Genomic DNA, 7317 nt, shown 5'->3' with positions numbered 1-7317 from the left:
GAATTACCTTAAGAAACATCATTTGGTTAGTAGTATGTCCAGGCGTGGAAACTGTTGGGATAATGCGGTGATAGAATCATTTCACTCTAATTTAAAGACAGAGGAATTTCAGTATTCTAAGTTTAATTCAATGACAAATTTTAACGTAGTATCGAAAATTGACGACTATATGTACCACTATAACGAGAATAGAATACAAGAAAAATTAGGCTACCTCACTCCAAAAGAATTTGGAATGATGGCAGCCTAAAATGGTGTTTTATATGTGTCTCATTTAGCTAGGTAAGTTCACAGGGTGAGTTACTTTTTGTTTTATGAGTATAGCTTATGATCTTTATTATTTGAGGTGAATGTGGGTCAGGTTTCTTGTCCCAAGCCCATGGGAAATCTGGGACATTTTTCTGGCCCCACGTCCCTTAGTCAATGCTTTCCTTTACCGCCTAATAACGCCTTAACAACAATGCCTCCTATAACTCCAATAACGGTTAAAGCACCAGCTCCAGTATTCTTAAACCCACTACCAACACATTTTGAGCAATATAATCCAAAAGAGACCATATTAATACAGCTATTATTATGACACTTATGCAATATCGTTTTACATATTTGGCAATGATATTTCTTTTTCTCAATTGATATAAAATTAGTTTGTTGTTGGCATTTAGGACAATTAGCATTCATTAGATTCATCTCCATCGAATTGTAATAATAAGATTTCACGAGGTAACTCAAAAGTTATCATTGGACCATCAAGTAATTGTTGTTTAATTTGAAGGGTTTTGTTTATACCATTAATACCATTGTCATTTGCCGTTTTTATTGCTTCTTTTATCGGAATTCGCCTTTTATCAATTAACGGCAATATATCAATTAGTTTCCTCTGAGGATCTACGCTTTCATCATGAATGTCCAATAGAAAAATAAGTTTTTTGTATAATACTTGTGATGAATAACTTATGAGATCTTCAACCCTATCATAATACTTTTTTGCTTTTTCGTATCCTTCTATTACCTGGTAGCAACTCCCTAATAATGTTTCAGCCTGAATGTAACAATCTATTAGAAAACTGTATTCTTCAAGTAACTCTCTAATTTCACTAACGAATTTTTCATTATATTCAACTTTGTTTCTATTAAACCATGTAAACATGCTCTCCTTAAAGGATGTCCAAACGCTTATTTTTATTCTTTTAGAGATGATATTTTCAATAGCTAATCTGAAATAGTTCGATAATTTGCCAACCTCTAGTATGGCCAGATTTATCCTCGAAAAAGCGTTGTTATCTGGCAATTCTATMATAGCATCATTAATCATCTCAGTTGCCGATTGCAAAGCTGCTATCTTTTCACGCCAGTTATCTTCAATAAGAGAATTTATTTTCTCATCAAGTACATCTATTTTTTTGCTAATTTCAGCTAACTGAACTTGACCAGATACTGAGCAAATCACCTTTGTAACATTAGAAAGACTCATAACCGCATTTGATGTATCAGTTTTATTAACCTCTGTGGGAAGTTCCGATTTTTGAAGTGTTATTTTCCCTGCATAACGGTTAGTGTTTGCATCCCTTAAATCAACTGAACAACCATCCCAAATCAATTTTCCTGAATCAATACCTTCTTGTAATTCAGGTCGTAAAACAACCTTAAAAAGTTCATTCACATCTTCACTTGCTTTAATTAATTCTTGTGATGCAGGATTATTTTGTATTCTTTTTACGACAGCATCCAATAAAGAATTAGGTATTGTAATTGGTTCATGATGCTCGTCTGTCCCTTCTGCAGAGGGAATAACAAGATCCCCTTTAACTTCAACTATCTCATGGTTCTCCATTTTTTCATTCCCCCTCATCCGTTCTAAAGACATTTCCCACCCTATTATGGCTATAACTTAGTTTCCCTAAGTACTGTCGAAGTCTAAAGTTTAACAAAATCATTCGAATTAGCCAGTCGTGAAGCTCTGACAACCAATCTGGTCGTACTTCGCACCCGATGACATCTTATCCAAATCTATACGGGTTTCTTAATGCCTGCCTTCTAGAATATACTGCTTTTAAGTAAAAATTGCATTTTAATCTTAGATTTTAAAACACTAAAAACCAGGACAGGCTTATATCAAGTCTTTCCGGATACGCTTCTATAAAATCCTTGACATCAAGACTACCGACTCCGCGTAGCTTAGAGGATAGCATTAATGTCTTTGGTTGATTTTTGCACCTTACGTCCAGGTGGTATATATTAAAAATTATGACCCTTTCCCCATATATGATTCAAATGAAGCAAGGACCTCTTTTTTTTCTGATTTTTCTTTTGAACTTCTACTATTCACTTCCAACAATAACTTCTCGACTTAACATAATTCTTTGTTTCATCGAAACTCTCTTAAACACAGTATATAATACTAAAGAACTTGTGTAAAAAATGTGTAAAATGATTTCAAAACCTAGCTTTTTCATCCTTTTTCTCAAAAAACAAAAAACACCCACAAACATTGATTTATCAACATTTGTGAGTGTTTTATCGTTTTTAAAATTAACCTGTTTTGATCTAAAGATACCGGTGGTCGGGGTCGAACCGGCAATCGAAAAGAAGCCGATCCTTAGTCATTCGTACCTGCCAACTTGCCAAACTATATAAGTAAAATTAAATTTTAAATTCTTCCTTTAAAAGTTTGACTAATTCCTGAGCAGTACTTTTATCAAACTGTATGGATTGACTAATTTTCCCCAATATTTGCCGCTGACTTGAACCATATGTATCAATTTGAAAGTATACTTCTCCGCTATTATCTTTAAAAATGGTATAGGTAGCATCTACCGGAGTATGAACCATGTTTCTATCTTTTTCTATTCTTTTTATATTATTGTGTTTGATTAAAGCCATTTGTATCCCCTCTCATGAAGTACTATAATTAGTTATTCTAGATCACCTAAGTAAAAGCCTTTAATTTTGATTTATTGTAACAAATAATATGCCCCTGTATTTAAACCAAATTTATCTCCTAACATAAACGTTGTAATGATTTCATTGATTTTCTCGATTTCACAACTCCTTCAATGTGATATGTAAACTGGTACTAGATTAAAATGTAGGCACAAACACAAATGGTTTATTTGTGATGTCTCGATACAGCGAAAGGTAAGTATGATAGAACATTCAAAACTAAGACAGTAAAATATTCATTAGAACAGCAAGTCGTATGCTCATGTAGATAGAGAAGCTGGAACGAATGTAAATACTATACTTGGCTAGATTGAATACTATTTTCAACAACTAAATGTAAAAATGGTGTTCAAACTCCCTCTTCAGAAAAGGCTAAATTGGGAACCCTAAAAGGAATTAGATAAATTTCTATTATTCTTAGACCTGACAGTAAACCTATAAAAACTATAAAAAATAGAACCGATACAATCGGTCCCATTTACCAAAGAGAGAATAACCTCTATTTTACCATTTTACAATTGTTAATTTGTTAATAATTCAATATCATTTTTAATAAAAACAATAATCTCTTCAATACTTTTCAAACCTAACTTATTTATACTAACCCATTTACCATTGCTATATAACCGCATGTTTCCTGTATTAGGGTTGAGATCACCAACAACATTAAACCTTCTCGAATCCTTACTAGTAGTACATCTAACATTTACAAACCCAGAATCATTCTTATGTTATACAACTTCTAAACAATCAATCTTATTAATTTCATTTAATAATGTTTTTGAAAAGTCGTTCACAGGACTCCCTCCTTTGATATCCCTACCCCTTCATTAAAGCCATATTTTTCATTCCCCAACAGCTTAGTTAAGTATTCATGAGCAATACCTCTATGCAAAATCTCATGATAGAACTGGTTCTCAAATCCTCTCAAGCAGCCATAGCAGCTTGTATCCTCCCCACAACCACATGGCCCTGCCACTTTCAATTTAGCGTTTTCTAGAACACCACGTAGATTCTGGGATATTTTCTTTGCGTGTCCTGCACCACCTGGCACATCATCGTACAAAATGATGGAGGTATTCGTAACATCAACTCCGTCTGCTCGATATAAGCAGCCGCCGATTTCACTTCGTGCAACGCCTAATTCAATGCTGGCGCCTTCCATTACTGAATAAAGTAGTGATGGCCAGAAGCTTTTCTGATCAAATTTTGGAGACATCAAGGGCAATCTAATTTCCACAACATCAGTGATAAAATCATGCCCCAAATGGATATTATGCAAATACGTATTTTCGCACGTTTTACCAAGTTTGTTTTTATGTTCCACTTTCTTTTCAGTAGATTTTTTAGTCTTAGTCATTTTCGTTTGGGTAATATAGCCGCAACGCTTACAAAGTGAATATCCCATTCCCCCGCCATTATTCACAATGACCAATTTACCTCTAGAAGAATATTTCACTTCGATTTCATGCGTTCCTATTTTGATAACTTCCTGTGTGGACTCTGTTAACTCTAATTCTTCATCTACATAGTTATCAAACTTTACTCTAGATGGTAAAGGTTTTGCTTTACGTCTTTCTCCCGGATTTCCAGGTAAGTCGTCTGCCTTTGTAGAGAATCCGAATACTGGCTGGAGGTAATAATGATAGTTTAATGGCTCATGGCAGCAGTCCATTTCTCTGTCCTCGTATGAGGTACCCAAATCAACATGATAGCCATATAATCGGCCGCAACTCTTACAAATCGCATATTGTTGTACGGGCCAGCTTTTCATTTTATTCATGTTCAAGGCATATGGTTTCCAAACCTTTTTATTGGCTACGATCTCAGACCCTGGTGCAAATTCTGAGATTGCTAGTTTTAAATCTCGCGAAATATTAATTACTTTGGCGTTTTCCCCATTATGAAGTATATCTAAATTTACCACATCGACAGGAAACCCATATTTAGGCAATACATTACTTGAAGACAAGAAGGTCAAAACATTCTTCTTCAAATAGGTGTTTTGAATTTTCAAGATATTGTCACTCGGTTTCCGTTCCATATCTAGTCTTTTTTTCAATTCTTCCAATTCATCGATAATTTCTTTTACATTCGACTCCGCAATAATTAAGGCGCCTTCATCATCTTTTAGAAGATAGTCAACCCATTTCCAATTCTCAAGATCAACAAAAGCCTGTAAAGATTTTGATTTAGGTACAATAAAGAGTAGTGAGTTCTTTAAGTCCTCTGGCTGTTCACTTAACAACTCTTTTAATATTTGGACTGCACTCTTTCCACCTTCACCAGAAATATCAAGGAAATTATCAACATTTCCATAATAGGTTTGATATTTTCTAAAAAACCAAGCAAAAACAACGGAGAACATATGCCGCAGCACGATTTTTTCATTGTTCATTTCAATATAAGGCGCCTTAATCATACCGCCAATAATATTTTCGGGGAATTGGTAGTAGGTAAGATCATGTGAACGTCTTTTAGCATAAGTCAATGAAAATGCTGTTGATTCAGTTCTTCTACCTGCACGTCCTGCCCTTTGTATATAATTTGCTGTTTCAGGCGGCACATTCCGCATAAATACCGCTTCGAGCTGTCCAACATCCACACCCATTTCAAAGGTAGTAGAGCAGCTTAATACATTAACCTCTCCTCGTTCAAATCGATTCTGCAACCTAGAAGCATATTCACTCGTTAACTGTGCTGTATGTTCGTTTGCTATCAGAGGCAATGGTTTCATCTTTGTATATAAATCTTTAAAATAAGTAAAACGGCTCATCTCATCTTGATATTCCATCAATGTCCCTTCACATCTAAATGTAGAGCATATACCTCTTAAGTTATTCGAATGGATGCTCCCGCACTTATTGCAAATATAAAGATTTTCCGGTTTTAGCACCTGCCATTTTTTGTAATTCAGTTTCAACACTGTTCCTTCTCTTGCAAGTGGTGTTTCAGAAATATATCCATCCTTAGCCCAGAAACCTTTATATAATTTCCCCGTAAGAAGCTCTTTTAGCAGGCTTCTCGCTTTATCAGCAGCATCCTCTTTCGAGTATCCCTTCGCTCTAAACAACTTTTGGATGAAATCGAGTCTTTTATTGTTCAAGTTTTCCTTAGGTAACCAGCCGACAATATTATTTCCTAATGCACTTTTTTCTGATTCCAACTTAAAATATACTTCCTTGTTTCTTGGTGCAAAGGTCTGATCCGTTATTGACACTAAGTCTGGAAAGGTGATAGCATTCAAGTCTCTTAATGAATTAAATAGGGTTCTATACAGTTCCCACAATTCATCATTCGTAAGGCCTAAGTCCGCATTAATCCCTAAACTGTTCATATTCAATTTTGACCATTTATCAGGCTTTTCTGGTGTAAAAGAAATTAAACCTAATCCTTCTAGACCAATCTGACGTTCTGTATTCATGAATTCTTTAATGAGGACAGTTTGGATTTGTTTTTGTTTCTCGATATCGTCTAAGCCATTTTCAAATAGCCCTTTTTGTTTACCATACTTTACAACAGCATTCGCCAAACTATCGATTCGAATATCATCGTATTCCTGAAGATTTCCTAGTTCATGGATAATCGCATTTCTCCATAATAATTTGTCACTGTGACCGCCCGAATAATCTTGTTTCATAAAATGTTTCATAGTTATCCCTAGACTCGACAGTAAATTTCTACTACGCAAAATTAATTCTATAAAAATAGAACCGATAAAATCGGTTCCACTTACAGTATTTTAAAACCGGTTATTGAGTTTCTACGATATTGCACCAGAGCACATAATTCTATTTTTAAAGTTGCTTATACCCAATGTTAACTACTACACCCATTAAACAAATCTAAAAAAAACACTGATATTGATGTACCACATTTGCAGGTGTTTCACGGTTCTTAAATTAAACCGATTTCACCTAAAGATACCAGTGGCCTAGTTAGAACCAATATACTATGTCTTCGTTTTTCATTTGATTAGCAAGGATCTACTAATTGATATTCCTTTGTTGAACCAAAAAAACACCCCGCTCTTCCTATTTTTAAGCGGAACTAGGTTAATTTTTAGATAAGTTTTATATCATTTAGCTTACTACTGAACCCATGAACCTATCAATATCATCTATTGTATTCGTAATGCTTCCAACACTAAAGTTTTCTACTAAGAAGTTTGTTACATTTCGTGAAAGGAATTCTGGTAATGTAGGACCAACGTGAATGTTTTTACAGCAAGATATAGGAGTGATAAGAATACAATGCTGACTGCCTTTTGCTCATACCATGCGATATTATATGAAAATGGGAGGTCATTAATATTTTCCAAACCAAAGGCATCATTTAGTTTTAATGCAGTCATTACCAGTGACTAAGAAGCAT

Annotated in this window: 6 protein-coding genes; 1 reads left to right on the top strand and 5 read right to left on the bottom strand. The window is 34.6% G+C overall.

Annotated elements, in window-relative coordinates; genetic code table 11:
* A partial coding sequence (locus BTR25_RS24320; RefSeq protein ID WP_139311329.1) for an integrase core domain-containing protein occupies positions 1-250 on the top strand: 250 nt, incomplete at its 5' end.
* Between the two features lie 170 nt (positions 251-420).
* Here BTR25_RS24320 and BTR25_RS24315 read toward each other — a convergent pair.
* From BTR25_RS24315 to BTR25_RS28705, 5 genes are all read right to left on the bottom strand, one after another.
* The gene (locus tag BTR25_RS24315; RefSeq protein ID WP_075690570.1) at positions 421-681 is read right to left on the bottom strand and encodes a hypothetical protein; all 261 of its coding nucleotides are present in this window, start codon (positions 679-681) and stop codon (positions 421-423) included.
* Positions 671-1834, bottom strand: coding sequence for a hypothetical protein (locus tag BTR25_RS24310; RefSeq protein ID WP_075690569.1), 1164 nt, complete (start codon positions 1832-1834; stop codon positions 671-673). Before BTR25_RS24310 ends, BTR25_RS24315 begins: the two co-directional genes overlap by 11 nt.
* 809 nt (positions 1835-2643) lie before the next feature.
* Positions 2644-2883, bottom strand: coding sequence for a methionyl-tRNA formyltransferase (locus BTR25_RS24305; protein ID WP_075690568.1), 240 nt, complete (start codon positions 2881-2883; stop codon positions 2644-2646).
* 853 nt (positions 2884-3736) lie between these two features.
* Positions 3737-6595, bottom strand: coding sequence for a Zn-binding domain-containing protein (locus BTR25_RS24300; protein ID WP_075690567.1), 2859 nt, complete (start codon positions 6593-6595; stop codon positions 3737-3739).
* Positions 6596-7114: 519 nt separating this feature from the next.
* A complete protein-coding gene (locus tag BTR25_RS28705; RefSeq protein ID WP_075690566.1) occupies positions 7115-7297 on the bottom strand; it encodes a hypothetical protein in 183 nt (60 codons plus the stop codon).
* Between the last annotated feature and the right edge of the window lie 20 nt (positions 7298-7317).

The organism is Bacillus sp. MRMR6, from assembly GCF_001940785.1.
GTDB lineage: Bacteria > Bacillota > Bacilli > Bacillales > Cytobacillaceae > Neobacillus.
The sequence above is the reverse complement of the archived record's forward strand: the minus strand, read 5'-3'. Positions and strand labels throughout refer to the sequence as shown.

Coding starts and splice junctions, on each gene's coding strand:
- BTR25_RS24315 (WP_075690570.1), bottom strand. CDS start 681: ATGAATGCTAATTGTCCTAAATGCCAACAACAAACTAATTTTATATCA.
- BTR25_RS24305 (WP_075690568.1), bottom strand. CDS start 2,883: ATGGCTTTAATCAAACACAATAATATAAAAAGAATAGAAAAAGATAGA.
- BTR25_RS24300 (WP_075690567.1), bottom strand. CDS start 6,595: ATGAAACATTTTATGAAACAAGATTATTCGGGCGGTCACAGTGACAAA.
- BTR25_RS28705 (WP_075690566.1), bottom strand. CDS start 7,297: ATGACTGCATTAAAACTAAATGATGCCTTTGGTTTGGAAAATATTAAT.